The organism is Enterobacter cloacae, from assembly GCF_013375935.1.
GTDB lineage: Bacteria > Pseudomonadota > Gammaproteobacteria > Enterobacterales > Enterobacteriaceae > Enterobacter > Enterobacter pasteurii.
Window position 1 is genome coordinate 3,949,958 of sequence record NZ_CP056117.1, and the last position, 19,493, is coordinate 3,969,450.

23 protein-coding genes and 1 pseudogene are annotated in these 19,493 nt (G+C 53.8%); 15 read left to right on the forward strand and 9 right to left on the reverse strand.

The genetic code is table 11. The features are described from left to right. Nucleotide 1: 1 nt before the first annotated feature. Nucleotides 2-2,038, forward strand: coding sequence for a glycoside hydrolase family 31 protein (locus tag HWQ14_RS18540; protein WP_176610599.1), 2,037 nt, complete (start codon nt 2-4; stop codon nt 2,036-2,038). Nucleotides 2,039-2,144: 106 nt separating this feature from the next. Then, nucleotides 2,145-2,591 carry a DUF441 domain-containing protein gene (locus HWQ14_RS18545; protein ID WP_176610600.1) on the forward strand — a complete coding sequence of 149 codons (447 nt, stop codon included), beginning with the start codon at nt 2,145-2,147 and terminating at the stop codon, nt 2,589-2,591. On the opposite strand, the gene HWQ14_RS18550 is transcribed toward HWQ14_RS18545, so the two are convergent. Then, on the reverse strand, nt 2,575-3,366 hold the full coding sequence (locus HWQ14_RS18550; protein WP_274857158.1) for an AraC family transcriptional regulator: 792 nt from the start codon (nt 3,364-3,366) through the stop codon (nt 2,575-2,577). The two genes, HWQ14_RS18545 and HWQ14_RS18550, sit on opposite strands and share 17 nt — an antisense overlap. A 99-nt stretch (nt 3,367-3,465) precedes the next feature. On the opposite strand from HWQ14_RS18550, the gene HWQ14_RS18555 reads away from it, so the two are divergent. Continuing rightward, nucleotides 3,466-4,653, forward strand: a complete 1,188-nt coding sequence (locus HWQ14_RS18555; protein WP_176611229.1) for a CynX/NimT family MFS transporter — start codon at nt 3,466-3,468, stop codon at nt 4,651-4,653. A 30-nt stretch (nt 4,654-4,683) separates the two neighbouring features. On the opposite strand, the gene HWQ14_RS18560 is transcribed toward HWQ14_RS18555, so the two are convergent. After that, nucleotides 4,684-5,391: a CTP synthase C-terminal region-related (seleno)protein gene (locus HWQ14_RS18560; protein WP_176610601.1), complete on the reverse strand. Its 708-nt coding sequence runs from the start codon at nt 5,389-5,391 to the stop codon at nt 4,684-4,686. Nucleotides 5,392-5,541: 150 nt separating this feature from the next. On the opposite strand from HWQ14_RS18560, the gene HWQ14_RS18565 reads away from it, so the two are divergent. Further along, nucleotides 5,542-5,886 (forward strand): DUF488 domain-containing protein, encoded by a 345-nt coding sequence (locus HWQ14_RS18565; RefSeq protein ID WP_176610602.1) that lies wholly within the window; start codon nt 5,542-5,544, stop codon nt 5,884-5,886. On the opposite strand, the gene HWQ14_RS18570 is transcribed toward HWQ14_RS18565, so the two are convergent. Beyond that, the gene (locus HWQ14_RS18570) at nt 5,887-6,192 is read right to left on the reverse strand and encodes a hypothetical protein (protein WP_148419160.1); all 306 of its coding nucleotides are present in this window, start codon (nt 6,190-6,192) and stop codon (nt 5,887-5,889) included. 80 nt (nt 6,193-6,272) lie between these two features. After that, complete coding sequence (locus tag HWQ14_RS18575) at nt 6,273-6,527, reverse strand: putative hemolysin (protein WP_176611230.1); 255 nt, start codon at nt 6,525-6,527, stop codon at nt 6,273-6,275. Between the two features lie 311 nt (nt 6,528-6,838). Between HWQ14_RS18575 and HWQ14_RS18580 the strand changes: the two genes are divergently transcribed. Together HWQ14_RS18580 and HWQ14_RS18585 are read left to right on the forward strand one after the other, a co-directional pair. Beyond that, nucleotides 6,839-7,867 (forward strand): sensor domain-containing diguanylate cyclase, encoded by a 1,029-nt coding sequence (locus HWQ14_RS18580; protein ID WP_148419162.1) that lies wholly within the window; start codon nt 6,839-6,841, stop codon nt 7,865-7,867. A gap of 44 nt (nt 7,868-7,911) precedes the next feature. Then, nucleotides 7,912-8,010: a YoaK family small membrane protein gene (locus tag HWQ14_RS18585; RefSeq protein WP_032673531.1), complete on the forward strand. Its 99-nt coding sequence runs from the start codon at nt 7,912-7,914 to the stop codon at nt 8,008-8,010. Nucleotides 8,011-8,139: 129 nt separating this feature from the next. Here HWQ14_RS18585 and HWQ14_RS18590 read toward each other — a convergent pair whose 3' ends face one another. After that, the gene (locus HWQ14_RS18590; RefSeq protein ID WP_003857896.1) at nt 8,140-8,388 is read right to left on the reverse strand and encodes a GlsB/YeaQ/YmgE family stress response membrane protein; all 249 of its coding nucleotides are present in this window, start codon (nt 8,386-8,388) and stop codon (nt 8,140-8,142) included. 371 nt (nt 8,389-8,759) lie between these two features. On the opposite strand from HWQ14_RS18590, the gene yncL reads away from it, so the two are divergent. Further along, nucleotides 8,760-8,852 (forward strand): stress response membrane protein YncL, encoded by a 93-nt coding sequence (gene yncL, locus HWQ14_RS18595; RefSeq protein WP_148419165.1) that lies wholly within the window; start codon nt 8,760-8,762, stop codon nt 8,850-8,852. Nucleotides 8,853-8,979: 127 nt separating this feature from the next. After that, nucleotides 8,980-10,479: an EAL domain-containing protein gene (locus HWQ14_RS18600; protein ID WP_176610603.1), complete on the forward strand. Its 1,500-nt coding sequence runs from the start codon at nt 8,980-8,982 to the stop codon at nt 10,477-10,479. Between the two features lie 4 nt (nt 10,480-10,483). On the opposite strand, the gene HWQ14_RS18605 is transcribed toward HWQ14_RS18600, so the two are convergent. Further along, nucleotides 10,484-10,729, reverse strand: coding sequence for a DUF2543 family protein (locus HWQ14_RS18605; protein ID WP_148419168.1), 246 nt, complete (start codon nt 10,727-10,729; stop codon nt 10,484-10,486). A 75-nt stretch (nt 10,730-10,804) separates the two neighbouring features. Next, nucleotides 10,805-10,933 (reverse strand): annotated as a pseudogene (locus HWQ14_RS23385) (NADP-dependent isocitrate dehydrogenase); the annotation flags it as partial. A gap of 425 nt (nt 10,934-11,358) precedes the next feature. On the opposite strand from HWQ14_RS23385, the gene HWQ14_RS18610 reads away from it, so the two are divergent. Continuing rightward, the gene (locus HWQ14_RS18610; RefSeq protein WP_176610604.1) at nt 11,359-12,450 is read left to right on the forward strand and encodes a glycosyltransferase family 9 protein; all 1,092 of its coding nucleotides are present in this window, start codon (nt 11,359-11,361) and stop codon (nt 12,448-12,450) included. Between the two features lie 256 nt (nt 12,451-12,706). Here HWQ14_RS18610 and icd read toward each other — a convergent pair whose 3' ends face one another. Next, complete coding sequence (gene icd, locus HWQ14_RS18615; RefSeq protein WP_148421697.1) at nt 12,707-13,957, reverse strand: NADP-dependent isocitrate dehydrogenase; 1,251 nt, start codon at nt 13,955-13,957, stop codon at nt 12,707-12,709. A gap of 117 nt (nt 13,958-14,074) precedes the next feature. On the opposite strand from icd, the gene rluE reads away from it, so the two are divergent. From rluE to purB, 5 genes are read left to right on the forward strand one after another with little or no spacing between them, the layout of a single operon-like run. Then, complete coding sequence (gene rluE, locus HWQ14_RS18620) at nt 14,075-14,737, forward strand: 23S rRNA pseudouridine(2457) synthase RluE (protein WP_176610605.1); 663 nt, start codon at nt 14,075-14,077, stop codon at nt 14,735-14,737. Next, nucleotides 14,737-15,210, forward strand: a complete 474-nt coding sequence (locus HWQ14_RS18625; RefSeq protein ID WP_176610606.1) for an NUDIX hydrolase — start codon at nt 14,737-14,739, stop codon at nt 15,208-15,210. The genes rluE and HWQ14_RS18625 overlap by 1 nt, the downstream gene beginning before the upstream one ends. 40 nt (nt 15,211-15,250) lie before the next feature. Continuing rightward, nucleotides 15,251-16,363 (forward strand): tRNA 2-thiouridine(34) synthase MnmA, encoded by a 1,113-nt coding sequence (mnmA, locus tag HWQ14_RS18630; protein WP_176610607.1) that lies wholly within the window; start codon nt 15,251-15,253, stop codon nt 16,361-16,363. Between the two features lie 27 nt (nt 16,364-16,390). Next, nucleotides 16,391-17,020, forward strand: a complete 630-nt coding sequence (hflD, locus tag HWQ14_RS18635) for a high frequency lysogenization protein HflD (RefSeq protein WP_148421701.1) — start codon at nt 16,391-16,393, stop codon at nt 17,018-17,020. Nucleotides 17,021-17,039: 19 nt separating this feature from the next. Continuing rightward, nucleotides 17,040-18,410 carry an adenylosuccinate lyase gene (gene purB / locus HWQ14_RS18640; protein WP_176610608.1) on the forward strand — a complete coding sequence of 457 codons (1,371 nt, stop codon included), beginning with the start codon at nt 17,040-17,042 and terminating at the stop codon, nt 18,408-18,410. Nucleotides 18,411-18,517: 107 nt separating this feature from the next. Here the strand turns inward: purB and HWQ14_RS18645 are convergent, their stop codons facing one another. After that, nucleotides 18,518-18,910: a hypothetical protein gene (locus HWQ14_RS18645; protein WP_176610609.1), complete on the reverse strand. Its 393-nt coding sequence runs from the start codon at nt 18,908-18,910 to the stop codon at nt 18,518-18,520. A 401-nt stretch (nt 18,911-19,311) separates the two neighbouring features. On the opposite strand from HWQ14_RS18645, the gene HWQ14_RS23540 reads away from it, so the two are divergent. Further along, complete coding sequence (locus HWQ14_RS23540) at nt 19,312-19,401, forward strand: YnaM/YnfT family protein (RefSeq protein ID WP_370627195.1); 90 nt, start codon at nt 19,312-19,314, stop codon at nt 19,399-19,401. Nucleotides 19,402-19,493 lie beyond the last annotated feature (92 nt).

Here is a 19,493-nt window from a genome sequence, read left to right on the forward strand (position 1 = left end):
CATGAGTGAGCTGATTCAGCATTCCAACAGTATTGAATGGCGATTTGAACGCCAGACCCTGCGTATTGAACCCTGGGGGGAAAACAGCCTGCGCGTCAGGGCCACCTGCTCGCCCACGTTTGATGACGCCCTGCAGGCGCTGCTGCCCGCATCACCTTGCCAGGCAGAGATTACCGCCGAAGCAGAAAGCCTGACGCTGCGTAACGGCAATATTACCGCGACGCTGAACCTGAAAGGCCAGCTGGCCTTCTACAACCAGCGCGGTGAACTGCTGCTGGAGGAGATGTGGCGCCAGCGCTCAACCGTCGGGATCGGCGCCAGCGAGAAGAGTCAGGATAAGTATGTCAGCGCCCTGAAGCTGGATGGCCGCGAGTTTAAGCCGCTGACGGGAGGGAAATACCAGCTCACCGTTCGCTTTGAGTCGCGAGCGGATGAACACCTCTACGGCATGGGTCAATATCAACAGCCGTGGCTGGATCTGAAAGGCTGTACGCTGGAGCTGGCGCAGCGCAATTCCCAGGCCAGCGTGCCCTTTATGCAGTCCAGCCTTGGCTACGGCCTGCTGTGGAACAATCCGGCGATTGGTGAAGTCAGTTTTGCGAAAAATCAGACGGAATGGCGCGCCCGCGTGACCGGCGAAATGGACTACTGGATCACAGCCGCCGACGCGGTGGCGGATATCACCCGCCAGTACGCGAAAGCCACCGGTACGCCACCGCCAGCCCCGGCGTTTATCAGTGGCCTGTGGCAGTGTAAATTGCGCTACCGCACGCAGCAGGAGGTGCTGGAGGTCGCCCGCGAGTATCGCCGCCGCAACCTGCCGCTGTCGGTTATGGTCATCGACTTTTTCCACTGGCCGAACCAGGGCACCTGGTGCTTCGATCCCGTGGACTGGCCCGATCCTGAAGCGATGGTCAACGAACTGCGCGAAATGGGCATTGCCCTGATGGTATCGGTGTGGCCAACGGTAGAAGCCCGCAGCCCGCTTTATCCGCTGATGAAGGCGAAGGGCTGGCTGGTCAGCAGCGAACGCGGCGTGCAGGTTAACCTCGATTTTATGGGCAATACCACGTTCTTTGACGCCACGCACCCCGAGGCGCGCAGGTTCGTCTGGGACACGGTGAAGAAGAATTACTACGACGTGGGGATAAAGCTGTTCTGGCTCGACGAGGCGGAGCCGGAATACCGCGCCTATGATTTTGACAACTACCGCTATCACGCCGGCCCGGTGCTGGAGGTGGGCAACCGCTATCCGCGTGATTTTGCGCAGGGCTTTTACGATGGGCTACGGGTAAACGGTGAAACCGACATTGTTAACCTCGTACGCTGCGCCTGGGCAGGCAGCCAGCGCTACGGCGTGCTGGCGTGGTCGGGGGACGTTCACTCCTCGTTTCATGCCTTCCGCAATCAGCTCGCCGCCGGGCTGAATATGGGGCTGGCGGGGATCCCCTGGTGGACCACGGATATCGGCGGCTTCCAGGGAGGTAACGTTAACGATCCGGCGTTCCACGAACTACTGATTCGCTGGTTCCAGTGGGCGGTATTCACGCCGGTTCTGCGCATGCACGGCTACCGCGAGCCGCAGATCCAGCCACCGGAGCGCTACCGGGACGGCATTCCTCAGTGTAACAGCGGTTCGCCTAACGAGCTGTGGAGCTACGGTGAAGAGAATTACGCCATCATGCAGCACTGGCTTACCGTGCGTGAAACCCTGCGTCCGTATATTGACGCGCTGTATCAACAGGTGCATCAGCACGGCGACCCGCTTATGCGCCCGCTGTTCTGGCACTATCCGCAGGATAAGCAGAGCTGGGAGTGCGAAGATCAGTACCTGTTCGGCGAAGACCTTCTCGTGGCGCCGGTAATGCACGCCGGCCAGCGCGAGCGCGAGGTTTGGCTTCCGCCAGGCAATGGCTGGATCGCCCTGAACGGCGAGCGCTACCCTGGCGGTGAACATATCCGCGTCGCCGCCGCGCTCGAAACCATCCCGGTATTTATCCGTGAGGGCAGCCCGCTGGTGGACGATCTGGTGAACTGATTTCAGGCAAGCGCCCAAAAATAGACAATTTTTTTCGTAAAGCCTGTTTGCTGCCGCGTTTGCGCGTAAAGTAAGCAGGCTTACTATTTTTGGCAAGGATCACCTCATGCTCGACCCTACTCTTCTCATCCTTCTGGCGCTGGCAGCGCTGGGCTTTGTCAGCCACAACACGACGGTGGCTATCTCCATACTGGTGCTTATCATTGTTCGCGTCACGCCGTTAAACACCTTCTTCCCGTGGATAGAAAAACAGGGGCTTACCATCGGGATCATCATTTTAACCATCGGCGTGATGGCACCGATTGCCAGCGGTACGCTTCCGGCCTCAACGCTGCTCCACTCCTTTATGAACTGGAAGTCGCTGGTGGCAATTGCGGTGGGTATTTTTGTCTCATGGCTTGGCGGACGCGGCGTGACCCTGATGAGCAGCCAGCCTTCTCTGGTAGCGGGTCTGCTGGTTGGAACCGTGCTGGGCGTGGCGCTGTTTCGCGGTGTGCCGGTTGGCCCGCTGATTGCCGCCGGGCTGGTTTCGCTGTTTATCGGGAAGTCGTAGTCAGGCTGGCAATATAGCGGGCAGGCGTCTGGCCCAGCCCTTTCTTAAACATGGTGATGAAGGCGGTGGTGGAGTCATACCCCAGCGCCTGCGCCACCTGCTGCACCGACCTGCCGCCGATAAGCAGCTGCAACGCGACGATCAGCTGGAGCTGGTGCCGCCAGCGGCGAAAGCTTAAGCCGGTCTCTTTCACCACCAGCCGCGCCAGATTGCGCTCGCTCATGGCAAAGCGGCTTGCCCACTGGGCGAGCGTCTGCCAGGCGGCAGGCTCGTTTGCCATGGTCTCACTCATCAGGCGAATTTTCGGATGCGGAGACACCGGCAGCTGTAAATGCTCCTGCGGCTGCAGGGGCAGTTCATCAAACAGGACGTCAACCAGCCGGGCGGTGGCGGGAAGATGCCGATCATCCCGGGATCTGTCCGCCAGCGACAGCACCAGCTCCCGGACCAGGGGCGATATTTTGAGGGTGCAGGAGCGCGTCGGCAGCTCGAGCGCTCCGGGCTCAATAAACAGCAGGCAGAGCTGCGCGCCGGGCGTCGCCTTGTTGCTGTGCGGCGTTTGACCGGGGATCCACACCGCATACTGTGGCGGTACCATCAGCATCGCGTTCTGCACCTCGCAGGTGATCGCGCCACCCAGCGCCATTATCAGCTGCCCCTTGCGGTGCTGATGCAGCGGTATATGCTGTTCTTCCGCCACGACGCGAATGCGAAAGGCAACCGCCGCATCGTGCTGGCTGTCGGGATCGTAGCCATCGAGACCCAGTCCGTGCATAATTTTGTCCGATATTAGCGATAAACTGTCATTTTAGCCTGATTTCAACCACGACTTAAATCGGTATCGTATGCGCTCGCCTGAACGTAAGAGACAATGATGACTACTGCTATTCAACCTTCCGGGAAACAGGGTGCGCTGCTGATTGCCGGCATCCTGATGATTGCCACAACGCTGCGCGTCACGTTTACCGGCGTCGCCCCCCTGCTCGACACCATTCGCCAGGACTATGGCTTAAGCACTGCGCAAACCGGCCTGCTCACGACGCTGCCTCTGCTGGCCTTCGCCTTTATCTCGCCCCTTGCCGCAGGCGTCGCGCGAAAAATGGGCATGGAGCGCAGCCTCTTCGTTGCCCTGCTGCTGATTTGCATCGGGATTGGGGTGCGTTCACTGCCGTCAGCCTCGCTGCTGTTTACCGGTACCGCTATCGTCGGCTGCGGGATTGCGCTGGGCAACGTGCTGTTGCCCGGACTCATCAAACGCGATTTTCCGGGCCAGGTGGCGAAACTCACCGGGGCTTACTCGCTGACGATGGGGGCCGCCGCTGCCGCAGGATCGGCGCTGATCGTTCCGCTGTCGCTGGGAAGCGCAGGCTGGCACGGTGCGCTGCTGATGCTGATGTTCTTCCCGCTGGTGGCGCTGCTCCTGTGGTTACCGCAGTGGCGCCACAGGCCTGCCGCCACCCTGACGGGCGCGGGCGCGTTGCACAATCGCGCCATCTGGCGCTCCGCCCTCGCCTGGCAGGTGACGCTTTTTCTGGGTATCAACTCGCTGATTTACTACGTTATTATCGGCTGGTTGCCCGCGATTCTGCTCAGCCACGGCTACAGCGAAACGCAGGCTGGCTCCATGCACGGGCTTCTCCAGCTGGCGACCGCTGTCCCCGGCCTCGCTATCCCGCTGATCCTGCATCGTCTTAACGATCAGCGCGGCATTGCCGGGGCTGTCGCCCTGATGTGCGCCGTGAGCGCGGCCGGATTCTGGTTTGCACCGACGCTGGCCGTCGTGTGGACGCTGGTGTTTGGCTTTGGATCTGGCGCCACCATGATCCTCGGCCTGACGTTCATCGGGCTGCGGGCCAGCTCGGCCCATCAGGCCGCCGCGCTCTCCGGTATGGCTCAGTCGATTGGCTATCTGCTGGCGGCCTGCGGTCCACCGATGATGGGGAAAATTCACGACGCTGCCGGAGACTGGCACATTCCGCTGATCGCCTGCGCGCTGGCCGCGGTGGTGATGGCCCTCTGCGGCGTGCTTGCCGGGCGTGACCGGGAAATCACGCCCCGCTGACAGCCAGAGCAGACCTTCCGGTCTGCTTTATTAACCCTGCGCCGCCCGCAGCATGGCCTGCACCAGCACTACCGGGCGCCCTTGCAGCGCGGCGCGTTCGTGCTGGAACAGGGTGATCACAAAGAAGGGATGAGTCACCAGCTCTGCCGCGCGGATCTCGCCCTGCTCGTCCCAGCCCGTCACGCGCATGTCGCCCCGCTCAAGTTCGAGGGCAAACTCAGGCGAGACGCCGTAGCTGCAATGATAGCCTTCCTCAATTTCCGGCCTACCGTACGCTTTAGCAATCAGCGTGTTATTACGCAGCTCAATTGCATCGGTCTTTTCCACCAGCGAGCAGGCCAGGGGCGCAATCACCATAGTCCCTTCCGCGTCGGTTTCGGCGTGGGCCGCGTCGTGCCAGCCCAGCACGTTGCGGGCGTATTCAATCAGCGCATGCTGGAACCCGCCGCAGGTCCCTAGGAACGGAATGCCGTTTTCTCGCGCGTAACGCGCCGCGATAAACGCCGCCTCGGCGTTTTTATACGGGCTTGCCGGCACCAGCCAGATGGCGTCGTAACCGACCAGGTCTTCGGGGCTGGTGAGCTCTTGCGTGGCGATCCAGTCATAATCAGCGGTGAGCTCCAGCACCGCAGCGGCGTCGTCGATCGCCAGCGGAATCGCCTGGTGCGCAATAACATCGGAATTGTAATCACCAACCAGCGCAATGCGCAGCGTCGTTTTAACCGGGGAGAGTTCCATGAGGGATTCCTTATGCCAGAGGATTTTCAGATAACATAAGGAACCTCAGACTACCGATCTTTTGCAGTTATCACAATACCTTAAATTGGGTGGGTTAAAAGCTGGTGCTATAGTGTTCTCGCTAAACGTCTTACGGTATGAGGAGGAAGCGTGATTCAGTGTAAGCGCGTGTATGAGCAACCGCATTCAGAAGATGGTTACCGTATCCTGGTAGACAGGCTCTGGCCGAGGGGAATAAAAAAGACCGACCTCGCGTATGATGAGTGGTGCAAATCCCTGACGCCGTCCGGCGAACTGCGAAAAGCCCTCCACGGTGAAGCTATCGATTTCACCGCGTTCAGCGAAGCGTACCGGAAAGAGCTGGCGCAGCATGTGGACGAAGGAAAACGCGTCGCAGCCATCGCCCGCCAGCAGACGGTAACGCTACTCTATGGCGCAAAAGATACGCAGCAGAATCACGCCCTTGTGCTGGCGGACTGGCTGCGCAGCCTGTAATTAACCGATCGCCAGCTCATCGTGAACCTCAGGCATGGCGTCCGGGGTGAGCGGTATTAGATGCTCCGGGCGGACAAAGGCAAAGCCGTGCTGGTTATCAAACGCGAATACGTCACCGGTAACCAGCCACAGCGCACGCTCTGACGTGGCGGGTAGCTGCGTCATGACGCCGTTAACCGGGTTGACGAAACGCTGGCCAGGCTGACAAAGGCCAAACAGCTCAACGGATTTACCGATATTTCTACGGCCTGCCGCCGTACGCGCACCCACGATCATCGCCATGCTGCCCGGTTTTAACTGAAACATACTTCTTCTCGCAATCGTGCCGCCAGAAACTGGCTAAGAATAATCCTAAAGAGAAGTGTATCGCAGTTTTAATACCGCTGTCATCTGGTCGGTTGCGGGCGATCGCGACGGTAGAGCTCCCATTCATCGATCGCTTCTCCCCCAGGCAGCTTACATTTGGTGCGCACGCCCTGAGGGCTTTGTACGGGGATTTGCTCTCCCCCTTTCTCCAGGCAATGTACTGAAGCCGGATTCGCCATACCGATAGCGTGCGGGGGCTTAGGCGCATCGGGCGGGGTTGGCTTTGTTGAACATGCGGCAAGGGGTAACGCCAGCGCCAGAAGAAGATATTTCATCATTACGATCCTTCAGGTGTTGTAAAAACCTCAGAGTAACGGCTCATCACCGTTTTCTCCATGATTTCTCCATTAAACCTGCACTATTCACCCCTATAGTGGTACTCGTTCTCACACTGACCAGAGAACAACATTCCATAATCAAGATGTTTTGCCCCGATCTCCGCGTCGGGGCTTTTTTTGGCACCTCATCCCCGCGCCCTGAAGAATATATAAAATTTTTCATATTCATGTTTTACTATTACTGGAGTCTATATTTTCAGCATAACATGCAGTTACAGAGGCCTTCTGCATGGGAGTCGACCAGCCTAATGTCAGATATCATTCTTGCCCGCGTTTCGGAAACCCTCTCAACTGAGCAATCTCTCGACAGCCTGGTGCGACAGCTGCTGGAAATGCTGGAAATTGTGACGGATATGGAGTCAACCTACCTGACCAAAGTCGATATCGACGCGCGTTTGCAGCACATTCTCTATGCCCGTAACAGCAAGCAGATGCAGATCCCGGAAGGGTTCAGCGTGCCCTGGGACGAGACGCTGTGCAAGCGCGCCATCGACAGCGATACGTTGTTCAGCAACGAGGTGCCCGACCGCTGGCCGGAGTGCGTGGCCGCAAAAGCGCTGGGTATCACGACCTATATGAGCGTGCCCGTTCATCTTGCCGATGGTTCTCTGTACGGAACGCTATGCGCAGCCAGCACCGAAAAGAAACTGTTCAGCGATCGCGGCGAGCAGGTGATCCGACTCTTCGCCGGGTTAATTGCCCAGTACATCCAGAAAGAGTCGCTTGTGCTCCAGCTTCGCGAAGCAAACGCGGCGCTGATTGCCCACTCCTACACCGACGCCCTCACCGGCCTGCCGAACCGGCGCGCCATATTCGAAAACCTGACGACCCTGTTTTCGCTGGCGCGCCATCTTCAGCGCAACGTCACGATCGCCTTTATCGACCTTGATGATTTCAAGCGCATTAATGACCATTACGGGCATGAAGCGGGAGATCGGTTCCTTATTCAGGTCGGTGCGCGGCTGACGGACCAACAAACCCAGGACGAGATCATTGGCCGCCTCGGCGGGGATGAATTTCTGGTTGCCTGCCTGAGTAAAAGCGATGATGGCGATACCGGTTCAGAGATAAGCGCGATTAAGACCAGCCTCAACGATCGTATCGCGGGCGAATACGGGTTGGGGAATGTCACTATCAGATATCCGGGGGCAAGTATTGGCGTGATTATTGTCGATCCGCACAGCACCGATGAGGATAGCGCCCTGCGCACCGCTGACGTCGCGATGTATCAGGATAAAAAAGGAAAAAGCAAAACAGGCTTTGTCGCACTGGATTAAGCCCGTACACTCTACGGCCTTAAGCAAACAAAACGGGTGATGGTATGAGAATAGGGATCCTCTTTCCGGTTGTGATATTTATCACGGCAGTCGTCTTTTTGGGCTGGTTTTTCATTGGCGGATACGCCGCGCCGGGGGCATAAATGAGAAAAACGACCATTATCATGCTCATCGTGGCCGCAGTGGCCGTCGCCGGTACGCAGATGGGCTGGTGGTAACGCTCAAAGTAAAAAGGCCGCCGTCAGGCAGCCTTTTTTTAACACAGGTCAGATTTAGCTTTTGATTTTTCTGTAGATAAACAGAACAACCAGCGCGCCAATCACCGCGACGACAAAGCTGCCGAAGTTGAAGCCATCAACTCTGCCAAATCCGAACAGGGTACTGATCCAGCCACCGACGACTGCACCCACAATCCCCAGAATGATCGTGACGATGAAACCGCCGCCATCTTTGCCCGGCATAATCCACTTCGCCAGGATACCCGCAATCAGCCCAAAGATAATCCAGGATAAAATTCCCATAGCTTTCCTCTCTGTATGGTTTTTGTCATTAAATCAACGACACAGAAAAGGATAGCACAGGATCTGAGAAAGGAAATTTGTGATAAGAATCACACGGTTCGTTTGAGCAAAATCTGAACAGAAAAAAATCGTCGTTCCACATAAAACGTGGGGTTGCATCTTTTGTTGAGAAAGATTATCTTTCTCAATACTGAATAGTTGAGCAAAACACTCAGGTATTCAGTACGACATTGCTCACATTGCTTCCAGTATTTTTTGCCCACCTCTGAGTGGGCTTTTTTTTGCGCTAAACCACCAGAATTCAGCGTTTTTTCTGCATCCGTGAGACGCTATTCTCTACGGCTTCTTAACAGCACAATGGCTTTGATAACATGAACGTATCGAGCAAGTTTGTCATCTGCCTTAACCTTGTTTCTGCCAGTACGCTACTGTTACTGCTTTCAGCCCGGTATGCGTGGTTCTGAGAGGTTAAAGCCCGGCACGCCTGCGGGCTTTATCGTTGACCCCATGCGGGGTTCATTCTGCGATTTGTAGCTTTTATAGCCTGTGTTAAGATCCCAGCACTTAAGGACGTGGCGGGACAGCAGGAAAATGAAGAAGATCATTACCGTTGCTATCATCTCAACATTACTGGTCATCCTGTCCCTGTATGCTGTTAACGCCATCATCGTTGAGCAGCAAAAGAACCGGCAGCTGGACGTTTCCCGGACGCTTTTGCACTATTCCGAAGACCTGACGCAAAATATTACCAGCACCCTCAAAAATACCTCCGCCCAGGGATGCGATAACGCAAGCCTGGACATATACCGAAAATTAAAAATCCAGAGCCCCCATATCGCCGACGTGGGGTTTATCGAAAAAGGTAAAATCGTCTGCACTGCGTTCTGGGGCAGGCTGGCAAACCCCGTAGCCCTGCCCTCCGAGCTTCATAACACCTTAAACGGATTCAGCCTCGCGCAATTTTCGCAGAAAGGGTTCTTTACGGGCAACGCGACCATTTTTAATCATCTTATTATTTTCACCTCACGTTCGGCTTACGACAAATTTACTCCCGTTACGGCGAACTACTCGCTTCGCACTTCCACCCGGGATTTCGACAGAACCTTTTTCACCGTCACGCCGTCCAGTGACGAACAGAGCCAGATAACGTCCCCGTTATTTACGCAGTCCGTTACGCAATGCAGCAGGCAATGGGATTTGTGCGTTACCGTCACCCACTACGACGCCGGGCTGGCCTCGCTGTCGGGCATCGTCATGGTGCTGCTTTGCCTGTTTTTATATTTTATCTGGGTCGCCCTGACGCTGTTTTCGTTTCGAATTTACGAAGACCGCCTTTCGCTGGAGCGCACGCTGGTCAAGGCGGTGAAAGCGAACACGATAAGCGTGCATTTTCAGCCCATTATCCGGGTTAGCGATAAAAAAATTGTCGGCGTAGAGGTTCTGTCGAGATGGCGGGATAACAATCATAAAGACGTCTCCCCTGAGCTATTTATTCCGTTAATCAAAAAGATTGGGCTGTATCCCTATTACTACACCAACATGATTAAAAAATCGCTGGCAGAAATTGCCCCGCTGGCCAATGAATATCAGCTGATGGTTTCAGTGAACGTTGGCAGAACGGAAATTGAAGACGGCAAATTCCTGGCTGTTTTACGTCGCGAATGTTTGCTGAACAACATGCCGTTATCGCTGATAAAGGTTGAGTTATCCGAGAATGGGGTCTCTACGTCGGCGATCCTTGAGGAATTTTGTGAAGAACTCAAGTCAGCGGGGGTGAAGATCTCTATCGACGATTTTGGCGTGCAAAACTCTAATCTTGCCAGGCTGACGAACCTGAAGTATGACGAGATCAAGGTCGATAAGTCGCTAGTGGATGGCATCAACGAAGATTACAAACAGGATATCCTGGCGATCTTTAGCGATGCGCTCGCTAAACTGCAAAAAACCCTTGTTTTTGAAGGGGTTGAGAGCGAAACGCAATATCAATTTATCGTCCAGAGATATCCCGATGCCCTGATACAAGGGTGGTATTTTTCAAAATCGCTGCCGCGGCAGGATCTGGCCCGCCTGCTGGCAAACCCGGCGCGATAGTGCGTTACTCATTACCCCACTGATTCAGGAACCTGGCGATATCGTCAATACGTTCTTCATCAATAGCCGCCTGGGCCGCCATCTCATGCTGCGCCTCTTCATCAATCTCTTCATTATTGTACAGACGGGTGAGCAGCATCTGGAAATAGCGTGCCAGCGGCGTGCGTTCCGCCTCATCCACCGGCTTCGCAGATTCTGTGGCATATTCATCGACAATGTCGTAAAACCTGAGCGGGATATCGTTGGTCATAGCGTTGTTTCCCTCTTTTATGCATAAAAAACGGGAACCCTCAGGCTCCCGTTCACGTTTAACCCAGCGAATGGATTACATGTTCGCGACGATCGCGTCGCCAAACTCTGAGCATTTCAGCAGCTTAGCGCCTTCAATACCTTCAACGATCCGGCCAGGGGCTTCGAACCATTCCATGTGACGCAGGAGTATTTCATCGGAAATTTGATTATTGATGGATAGAAAAAGAAACACAACAGATAAATTATAATTTTAATGCAACCCTGGCTCCTCACCAACCAATGATTTAGCGTAACCATCTTTGGGATTGTTTGGTACTTTTGAGGATTAAGTAATTATTCACTTTCTGGTATTGGCGTATCCCTATTTTCTCCCACGGCCTATACTTTCAGTTTGCTCTCTGGCTGCAGCCATTTGCATAAGCTTCCCGCAGCGTTGATAATGCGGGCGAACGCTGAGTGGGTATGAGAACCTTCTTTGTCGCAGTAAAGCCGTAATTTTGCTCTTTCAAACGCAACGGGGGACGTTGCTGCATATGATCTCCTGCTTAGCCGAAGCTATTGCTTCTGACGAGGCAGCTCGGTTAGCATTAGGATAAATTATCAATATTTCAAGATAAGGGGAAGAGCGTGATCAAATGGCTTAGGAAAGCAAACAGATCAAAAAATTATTATCTGAAAAGGACGAAATTAAAGCTTAAGCTTAGCCTCTTAAGTGAAATTACTGCTCGCGCTCGCTCTAAAAATATCGGTCATGATTTAGGCACAGATCATTTAGTAATCCCTTTCATCGCTAAGGGTATCGGAGATGCGGTTGTTATCGGGGGAGTGATTGATACTCTGGTGAAAAACGATTTCCAGGTCTCTGTTATTGCTGATAAAAAAACGCATTTTTTATTTAAGGAATGGACGACATTAGCAGGTTTGTATTTATATGAACCTCATAATAAAAAACCTTTGCTTAATGAACTGAAGAAAATAGGGCCCTTCGCGTTCATTGACTCGCATGAGATTACTCATTCAAATATTGATACATTCAATTTAATTAGACTTACCAAGCCTTTTAGAACAGTCGGCTTTACGGAAAAGTATCGAATTTATGATGAAGTCATCAATATTAAACATCCTCAGTCACACATAAGCACCAGGTATGTAGATTTACTTGAACGCTTAGGTATCTCGGTAACAGATTATGATTATTCTGTAATCATTCCTGAAAAAGATGCTGCAGCCGCCCGGAAATTCATGCAAAAAACCACCGATAAAAAGATAATTTCCTTTATTCCTTACGGTAGCGTTAGTGAACGTTTTTTCTCCGACTTACAAATTGAAGCTATAACGAACCATATTTCAAAATACAGTCATTCATATCACACGATCATCATCGGTGAACAACACAAAATTGCCACTATCCCTGATTCAGAGAATGTTACAAAAAACACAGTTCCATCATTCTTTTCAGCTGCACAGATAATTAAAGATAGCGAGCTTATCATTTCGCCAGATACATCATTTGTACATGTCTCAAGAGCTTTTAACAAAAAAATTATATGCGTCTACCCCTTCAAGATTATCGGCGAATCTGCTGATAACGCCGATGTTTGGGGGCCAAATTATAAATCAGCAATACAGCTTAGATTGAAAGAACGCCGCGTTATGGATGCCGATGTTCGACCTATACTAAATATGATAGATGAACAATTGAAAGATATAACAAATTAAGGTTTCGTATAGATATAAATATAATATCGTGATCGAATTTTACTCAGTCTTCTCAGGTCTCTCTATGTTTATGGCCTGAGGCTCACTCACTCCTGGCAATTGCTTAAAGTTTGCAAATTTTTAAAAATATGCATGAATTGGTTATTTCATTCTGAGTAAAATTGAACAGCGCGCGTTTATTTCAATAACCGTTATAAGCTAAAAATAAAAAACGGGAACCCTCAGGCTCCCGTTCACGTTTAACCCAGCGAGTGGATTACATGTTCGCGATGATCGCGTCGCCAAACTCTGAGCATTTCAGCAGCTTAGCGCCTTCCATCAGACGTTCGAAGTCATAGGTAACGGTTTTGGCGTTGATCGCGCCTTCCATACCTTTAACGATCAGGTCTGCGGCTTCGAACCATTCCATATGACGCAGCATCATCTCTGCGGACAGGATGATAGAGCCCGGGTTCACTTTGTCCTGCCCCGCGTATTTAGGTGCAGTACCGTGGGTCGCTTCGAACAGCGCGCACTCGTCACCGATGTTCGCGCCAGGCGCGATACCGATACCGCCAACCTGCGCCGCCAGGGCGTCAGAGATGTAGTCACCGTTCAGGTTCATACAGGCGATGACGTCATATTCAGCAGGACGCAGCAGGATCTGCTGCAGGAACGCATCGGCAATCACATCTTTAATGACGATCTCTTTGCCGGTGTTCGGGTTCTTGATCTTCTGCCACGGGCCGCCGTCGATCGGTTCACCGCCGAACTCTTCGGTCGCCAGCTGGTAGCCCCAGTCTTTGAACGCGCCTTCGGTAAACTTCATGATGTTGCCTTTGTGAACCAGGGTCACAGAGTCACGGTCGTTGGTGATCGCGTATTCGATGGCTGCACGCACCAGACGCTTGGTCCCTTCTTCGGAGCACGGCTTGATACCGATACCGCAGTGCTCAGGGAAGCGGATTTTCTTCACGCCCATCTCTTCACGCAGGAATTTAATCACTTTTTCCGCATCAGCAGAGTCCGCTTTCCATTCGATACCGGCGTAAATGTCTTCTGAGTTTTCACGGAAGATAACCATGTCGGTCAGCTCAGGGTGCTTAACCGGGCTTGGGGTGCCCTGATAATAACGTACCGGGCGCAGGCACACGTACAGATCCAGCTCCTGACGCAGCGCCACGTTCAGGGAGCGAATGCCGCCGCCGACGGGGGTGGTCAGTGGGCCTTTGATAGCTACGCGATAGTCGCGGATCAGGTCCAGCGTTTCGGCTGGCAGCCAGACGTCCTGGCCATAAATTTGAGTCGATTTTTCACCGGTGTAAATTTCCATCCAGGAAATTTTACGCTCGCCTTTGTAGGCTTTCTCAACAGCGGCATCAACCACTTTCAGCATTGCCGGGGTAACGTCTACGCCGATACCATCACCTTCGATGAACGGGATAATCGGGTTGTGAGGAACGTTAATCTTGCCGTTTTGCAGGGTGATCTTTTTACCTTCCGCCGGAACAACTACTTTGCTTTCCATTAACCTCTCCTTCGAGCGCTTCTGGTTGTTACTGATCTTATGTTAATAAATTGTAATGAGCCTTCCGATAGTACCTGATTGTCCGACGCCATGAAAGGTCTTCGTTATTAGGCTATAATGCGGCAATTGATAAAGCCTGAAAATACCATGAAGAAAACTTCTTTTAGAAAACACCGGGTTGAGCGATTCAGCTCACGACAAGCTCCCAGAAAAACCCCAGAAACCCAGCCGACGCGGGTGATTCTGTTCAATAAACCCTACGATGTATTGCCGCAGTTCACCGACGAGGCCGGGCGCAGCACGCTTAAAGAATACATCCCGGTTCAGGGCGTCTATGCAGCCGGGCGACTGGATCGCGACAGCGAGGGACTGTTGGTTTTAACCAACGATGGCGCCCTGCAGGCGAAGCTCACCCAGCCGGGCAAACGGACCGGGAAAATTTACTTTGTGCAGGTTGAAGGCGAGCCGGACGACGAGACGCTGGTAAAGCTGCGCAACGGCGTAACGTTAAACGACGGCCCCACCCTGCCCGCTGGTATTGAACGCGTGAATGAACCGGAGTGGCTGTGGCCGCGCAATCCGCCCATCCGTGAACGCAAATCCATACCCACCAGCTGGCTTAAGATCACCCTTTATGAAGGCCGCAACCGTCAGGTTCGCCGTATGACCGCGCACGTGGGCTTCCCTACCCTTCGCCTGATTCGCTACGCCATGGGCAGCTACACGCTGGACTCGCTGGCAAACGGGGAATGGCGGGACGTTACCCCTAAGGAGAAATAATGTTCAAACCTCATGTTACGGTTGCCTGCGTGGTTCACGCTCAGGGAAAATTTCTGGTTGTAGAAGAGAGTATCAACGGCAAGGCGCTGTGGAATCAGCCTGCCGGGCATCTTGAAGCTAATGAAACCTTACTGCAGGCAGCAAAGCGCGAGCTGTGGGAGGAAACAGGCATCCGCGCCGAGCCGCAGCACTTCATTCGCATGCACCAGTGGATTGCGCCTGACCAAACCCCTTTCCTGCGCTTTTTATTCGCCGTTGAGCTTAACGAAACGTGCGCCACTGAACCGCATGATGACGATATCGACCGCTGCCTGTGGGTCACGGCAGACGAGATACTGAACGCGCCAAACCTGCGCTCGCCGCTGGTTGCGGAAAGCATTCGCTGCTGGCAATCTGCTGGCCGCCTGCCGCTGGATGTCATCGGCGCGTTTAACTGGCCGTTTACAGAGGGTGTCAACGGTGGGGGGGCGTGATAGAATACGCCGCCTTGAAGTTCAATGTCGTGAGTATTCCATGTCAGATAACAGCCAGAAAAAAGTGATCGTCGGCATGTCCGGCGGTGTCGACTCCTCCGTTTCCGCCTACCTGTTGCAGCAGCAGGGCTATAAGGTGGAGGGCCTGTTCATGAAGAGCTGGGAGGAAGACGATGGCGAGGAATACTGCACTGCCGCTGCGGATCTCGCCGATGCGCAGGCCGTGTGCGACAAGCTCGGCATCGAACTGCACACCGTTAACTTTGCCGCAGAATACTGGGACAACGTCTTTGAACTCTTCCTCGAAGAGTACAAAGCTGGCCGCACGCCTAACCCGGACATTCTGTGCAACAAAGAGATCAAATTTAAAGCCTTCCTGGAATTCGCCGCTGAAGACCTGGGCGCGGATTACATCGCGACCGGCCATTACGTGCGTCGTGCAGACGTGAATGGCAAAAGCCAGCTGCTGCGCGGTCTGGACGGCAATAAAGATCAGAGCTACTTCCTTTATACGCTGAGCCACGAACAGATTGCCCAAAGCCTGTTCCCGGTCGGCGAGCTGGAAAAGCCGGAAGTGCGTAAAATCGCTGAAGAGCTGGATCTGATCACCGCGAAGAAAAAAGACTCCACCGGTATCTGCTTTATCGGCGAGCGCAAGTTCCGCGAGTTCCTCGGCCGCTACCTGCCTGCACAGCCGGGTAAAATTGTTACCGTTGACGGCGACGAAATTGGCCAGCACCAGGGGCTGATGTACCACACCCTTGGCCAGCGTAAAGGTCTGGGTATTGGCGGCACCAAAGACGGCAGCGAAGACCCGTGGTACGTGGTCGACAAAGACGTCGAAAATAATATTCTGATTGTGGCTCAGGGTCATGACCATCCGCGTCTGATGTCCGTTGGCCTCGTCGCGCAGCAGCTGCACTGGGTCGATCGCGAGCCGCTGAAAGGCACGCTGCGCTGCACCGTGAAAACGCGCTACCGTCAGACGGATATTCCCTGCACCGTTACCGCGCTGGATGACGATCGCATTGACGTGCGTTTCGACGAACCGGTTTCCGCCGTTACCCCTGGCCAGTCAGCCGTCTTCTACAGCGGCGAAATTTGCCTCGGCGGTGGGATCATTGAACAGCGCCTGCCGCTGCCTGCTGTTTAAACCGATAGCACACATAAAGGAGACCGTGTGGCGAAGAACTATTACGACATCACCCTGGCGCTGGCGGGAATTTGCCAGTCAGCTCGTCTGGTGCAACAGCTGGCGCATCAGGGTCACTGCGACGCCGATGCCCTGCACGTTTCGCTCAACAGCGTTATCGATCTCAACCCGGGCTCAACGCTGGGTGTGTTCGGCGGCAGTGAAGCCAATCTTCGTCTCGGTCTTGAAACCCTGCTCGGCGTGCTCAACGCCAGCAGCCGTCAGGGGCTCAACGCGGAACTAACCCGCTACACCTTAAGCCTGATGGTGCTGGAACGTAAGCTGAACGCCGCAAAGGGCGCGATGAATACCCTGGGCGACCGCATCGCCGGGCTACAGCGCCAGCTCGACCATTTCGACCTCCAGTCGGAAACCCTGCTGAGCGCAATGGCCGGTATTTACGTCGACGTAATAAGCCCGCTCGGCCCGCGTATTCAGGTGACCGGTTCACCCGCCGTACTGCAAAGCCCCCAGGTGCAGGCGAAGGTTCGCGCCTCGCTGCTGGCCGGCATTCGTGCCGCCGTGCTCTGGCACCAGGTTGGCGGCGGCCGCCTGCAATTAATGTTTTCTCGTAATCGCCTGACGACTCAGGCAAAACAAATTCTTGCTCATTGTTAACCTCCCGGAGTTGCGAATTATGGAATTATCCTCCCTGACCGCCGTATCCCCTGTCGATGGACGCTACGGCGATAAAGTCAGCGCGCTGCGCGGGATCTTCAGCGAATATGGCCTGCTGAAGTTCCGTGTTCAGGTTGAAGTACGCTGGCTGCAAAAGCTGGCCGCCCAGGCAGCAATCAAGGAAGTTCCTGCTTTTGACGCAGAGGCAAACGATTACCTTGATAAAATCGTTGCCGGGTTTAGCGAAGAAGATGCCGCGCGCATTAAAACCATTGAACGCACCACCAACCACGACGTAAAAGCGGTTGAGTACTTCCTGAAAGAGAAAGTGGAAAGCGTCCCTGCCCTGCATGCGGTTTCCGAATTTATCCACTTCGCCTGTACGTCTGAAGATATCAACAACCTGTCTCACGCGCTGATGCTCTCAACCGCGCGCCAGGAAGTGGTGCTGCCTTACTGGCGTAAAATCATTGACGCGGTAAAAGCGCTTTCAGTGGAGTACCGCGATATTCCGCTGCTCTCCCGTACTCACGGCCAGCCGGCGACGCCATCTACCATGGGTAAAGAGATGGCGAACGTGGCGTACCGCATGGAGCGGCAGTATCGTCAGCTGGAACAGGTTGAGATCCTCGGCAAAATCAACGGTGCGGTCGGTAACTATAACGCCCACATCGCCGCCTACCCTGAAGTTGACTGGCACCAGTTCAGCGAAGCGTTCGTGACCTCGCTGGGCATCCAGTGGAACCCGTACACCACCCAGATTGAGCCGCACGACTATATTGCCGAGCTGTTTGACTGCATCGCGCGCTTTAACACCATCCTGATCGACTTCGATCGTGACGTCTGGGGCTACATCGCGCTGAACCACTTTAAGCAGAAAACCATCGCCGGCGAAATCGGTTCGTCCACCATGCCGCACAAAGTGAACCCAATCGACTTCGAAAACTCCGAAGGCAACCTGGGCCTGGCGAACGCCGTGCTTCAGCATATGGCGAGCAAACTGCCGGTTTCCCGCTGGCAGCGCGACCTGACCGATTCTACGGTGCTGCGTAACCTGGGCGTGGGCATTGGCTACGCGCTGATCGCGTATCAGTCTACCCTGAAAGGCGTGAGCAAACTGGAAGTGAACCGCGATCGCCTGCTGGACGAGCTGGATCACAACTGGGAAGTGCTGGCGGAGCCAATTCAGACCGTGATGCGCCGCTACGGCATCGAAAAACCGTACGAGAAGCTTAAGGAGCTGACCCGCGGCAAACGCGTTGACGCCGAAGGCATGAAGCAATTTATCGACGGCCTGGCGTTGCCAGAAGAAGAAAAAGCGCGCCTGAAAGAGATGACCCCGGCGAACTACATTGGCCGCGCCGTCACCATGGTTGACGAGCTGAAGTAATCACTCTCCCCCTTTCCGGCCGGAAAGGGGGCTGCTTTTTGGTATCGCGCCATTCTTCCGGATGGCGGACGCTTTTAATATTCCGGCACCCTCACGCCTTGCAGTGGTTAAAGCATAGTATTGGATTGATTGTTATTTTTCGGCGTGGAATAACTTTGCGGAATATACCGCTTCAGCCCGAACGGGCACAGTTTGAACTGGCAAGGTGCCTCAACCGAGCACGGGCGATCCATCTCCTGCCGATTCCCTGGGCATTCATTTTTCTTCCTGAACCCCATCCAGCCTATTGATGAAAAGGGCATTGCCTGCGCAATCCAGACCCGTCGGCGTCTGTCGTTAATCAGGATCCCTTCGTTTGAGGTAGTGATAATCTCACCTGCACGAACGTAATAATCGCCCTTAAGCCATAAAATGTAATTCAGGCCATAGTGTGTTTCAACTTTGCAAAAGATAGTGCCGCTTTCCGGACTCGCAATAGTCTCAACAACCTTCCATTCCATAAGCCCCTCTTTACTCGATATTCCGCCGGTTTGTTGTGTGAAAATGCTGCTTTTATGGTATCTGTTATGAAAATCTAATTTCGCACCATAAAATAAGTGTAGACACAGATTTATCGAATGAGAACATCCTTACAAAAAAAGTGGCAATATTTACAAAACTCATGTGCAGCTTACGCGTGTCACAGATAAGAAATCGGCTTGAAACATAAGATAAGAAGAATGAAAGGCTGTTTTCCGGGCGCTTGATTTACGGTCTGCCTTCTCGCCTGGCAAATTGAAACGCACCTGAATGAAGGTCAGAGCAAAGATTGCCCGGGTGTCGCCGATGGGTTTGAACGTTTATGAACTCATAAAGTCTAATAAACATACTCAACCAAAGAAGGATCGTTATGACAGCATTTATGATCGCTACTGCCGTGGCAGTGGTTCTTGGGCTGATGATATTGAGCCTGGTTAAAATCGGCATCAGCACATCGAATAATCCCGATTAACTGCTTTAAGCTTTAGCCCGCTTAGCGTATGGAATCGCTGGATGGTTCTTTGTTGCCAGAGCCGCCAGGATACCTGTACTTATCAAACTCAA